We start from the raw sequence: 2,904 nt of genomic DNA on the forward strand, positions 1-2,904 counted from the left end.
GAAGAGGAGGTAACAGTGGAGCCCTTTTCCAGTTTGTGGCTTGAAACCATGGATTTTTCGGACACGGATTACAGAAGCAATCATCTCTGCTATTATTTCTCTCAGGAGGGCAGAATTGTAAGCAGCGGGACGGTGCTGTTTACGGCTCCCAAGCATTACCGCTTTGCGGATCCGGCCCTTACCCTTAAAAGAAGGGGAAGCCAGATTACGGTGACCGCAAAGGCCTTTGCAAAATCCGTGGAAATTTACGGGGAGGATGGCTATGTGAGGCTGTCGGATAATTATTTTGACATGGAGGCTGGGCAAAGGACCGTGGAGCTTTTGGAGGGAAGCTGTGAAAAGCTGGCGGTGCGGTCTGTCTTTGACATTCGGTAAAAATTTTTTACACGCGAATTTGATATTTGCAATCTTACTCTTGTGAGATTTTGCCTTTTCGCGACAAGTCACTTAGAAATGAGGGATTAAAATGGATATTTATGAAAAGCTGAAGGAAATGGGGCTTACGCTCCCAGGAAGGCCTGCAAAGGGAGGGATCTATCAGCCCGTTGTGCAGGCGGGAAATCTGCTGTATGTTTCGGGACAGGGAGCAACCAGGGACGGCGCAGCAGTGGTGACCGGCTATGTGGGCGGCGATGTGACAGTGGAAGAGGGACGGGAGGCGGCCAGGCTGTGCGCCTTAAACGCCTTAAGCTGTCTGGAGGAATATACGGGAGATTTAAGAAGGGTCAGACGGCTGATAAAGACATTGGGCTTTGTACAAAGCGCTCCCGGATTTCACGGACAGCCCGGTGTGATCGACGCAGCCTCTGAGCTTTTACGCCAGCTTTTCGGAGAGGAAAGAGGCGTGGGAGCCAGATCTGCGGTATCCTGCAATGAGCTTCCCGGCAGCACCAGCGTGGAAATTGAGTTTATTTTTGAGCTGGAAGCATAATCGAGAAAAGAAAAGAGAAAAGGTCTTGGAAAAAGTCATCCGTGGTGAGATAATATGTATAAAAGCATAGGATAATCTGGAGGTAGAAAATGAAAATAGGAGCTTTGGAAGCAGGAGGCACAAAGATGGTATGCGCCGTGGGAAATGAGGATGGAGAAATCCTGAATAAAATCACCATTCCCACCGAAACACCCCGGGAGACGATGCCGAAAATGCTTGATTTTTTTGAGAAGGAGCAGGTGGAGGCTTTGGGGATTGGCTGCTTTGGCCCTATCAATCCAGTAAAGGGGACGCCTCATTACGGATATATCACATCCACTCCAAAGCTTCCCTGGCAAAACTATGATATTGTGGGAGCCTTTGCCAAAAGACTGCACTGTCCCGTAGGCTTTGACACGGATGTGAATGCGGCGGCCCTTGGAGAAGCTTCCTATGGAATTACCAAAGGATTAAGAAACAGTATTTATATTACTATAGGCACCGGCGTAGGTGTGGGCGTTTTTTCGGAGGGAAGGCTTTTGCACGGTATGATGCACCCGGAGGGCGGGCACATTCTGGTGAAAAGACATCCGGACGACCCCTATGAGGGCGCCTGTCCCTTTCACAAGGACTGCTTTGAAGGGCTTGCGGCGGGGCCGTCCCTGGAAAAGCGCTGGGGAGTAAAGGGAGCACAGCTTTCAGACTGCAGGGAGGTATGGGAGATCGAAAGCTATTACATAGCCCAGGCCTGTATGGACTACTGCGTGATCCTGTCGCCGGAGCGCATTGTGCTGGGAGGGGGCGTGATGAAGCAGCCCGCTCTGCTGCCTCTGGTGCGGGAAAAATTCGCAGAGATGATGGCGGGATACATTCAGACCCCGCAGGTACAGGATGTGGAAAATTACATCGTTGGGCCCTCCCTGAATGATGAACAGGGAGTGAAGGGCTGCATCCGCCTGGCTCTGGAGGCCGTGCAGAGCCCTTGACAGACAGTGTCTGTTCGTTTATAATAGCGCTTGAAAAATTTTGAGTGGATTTTTCTAGATGATGTCATCACCTTTTCGCCACACAGTTATCTTTTTGATAGTTGTGTGGCTTTTTTTGCGGCTGTACGGCATCAGGAGAAAATTCTGCGGGCAGAATATAATTTTAAGGAGTTTTACAGGAGCGATTATGAACGAGAATTTTATGAAAGAGAGGCCGGTTCTGCCATTGATTTTGTCCATGGCGCTTCCAATGGTATTGTCTATGCTGGTAAATTCTCTCTACAACATTGTGGACAGCTTTTTTGTTGCGCAGATAAGCGAGGACGCCATGACGGCATTGTCGCTGGTTTATCCCATCCAGAATTTTATCAATGCGGTTGGGATTGGCTTTGGCGTTGGTATCAACGCAGTGATTGCCTTTTATCTTGGGGCGGGGGATCCCTCCAGGGCAGACCGGGCGGCCACACAGGGGCTTTTGCTTGCTGTGGTTCACAGCATTGTTATGACCGTCGGATCTATCGCGGTTATGCCTGTCTTTTTGAGAATGTTCACCTCGTCAAAGACGGTGATTGACCTTGGCTTTAGATATTCTGCCGTAGCATTTTTGTTTACAATCATTATTGTAGTGGGAGTGACCTTTGAGAAAATTTTTCAGGCGGTAGGAAGCATGAAGGTGACGATGGTCAGCCTCATGTGCGGATGTGTTGCCAATATTATTTTAGACCCTGTGCTGATCTTTGGGCTGGGGCCGTTTCCGGAAATGGGGATGGAGGGCGCCGCGCTGGCCACAGGGATCGGGCAGTCGCTTACATTGGTGATCTATCTGGTGGTCTATTTGGTGCGCCCGATCCGTGTCCGCATCCGCAGACAGTATTTTGCCCTTGACAGGAAAATGGTTTTAAAATTATATTCCATCGGTATCCCGGCATCCTTGAATCTTGCGCTGCCCTCTGTTTTGATTTCTTCCCTAAATGCAATTCTCTCGTCCTACTCAGAGGTGTATATTCT

Annotated in this window: 4 protein-coding genes; all 4 read left to right on the forward strand. The window is 49.6% G+C overall.

Going from position 1 to position 2,904, the window contains the following annotated elements; all coding sequences use genetic code 11:
- Positions 1 to 375, forward strand: a 375-nt coding sequence (locus AC1WIP_RS13980) for a glycoside hydrolase family 2 protein (protein ID WP_481142399.1), incomplete at its 5' end; no start/stop codon positions are given.
- A gap of 91 nt (positions 376 to 466) precedes the next feature.
- A complete protein-coding gene (locus tag AC1WIP_RS13985; protein ID WP_481142400.1) occupies positions 467 to 931 on the forward strand; it encodes a RidA family protein in 465 nt (154 codons plus the stop codon).
- Positions 932 to 1,020: 89 nt separating this feature from the next.
- Positions 1,021 to 1,896 (forward strand): ROK family protein, encoded by an 876-nt coding sequence (locus tag AC1WIP_RS13990; protein ID WP_481142401.1) that lies wholly within the window; start codon positions 1,021 to 1,023, stop codon positions 1,894 to 1,896.
- A 187-nt stretch (positions 1,897 to 2,083) separates the two neighbouring features.
- On the forward strand, positions 2,084 to 2,904 hold an 821-nt coding region (locus tag AC1WIP_RS13995; protein ID WP_481142402.1), incomplete at its 3' end, for an MATE family efflux transporter.

The sequence above is a fragment of the Acetatifactor sp. genome (assembly GCF_982438285.1).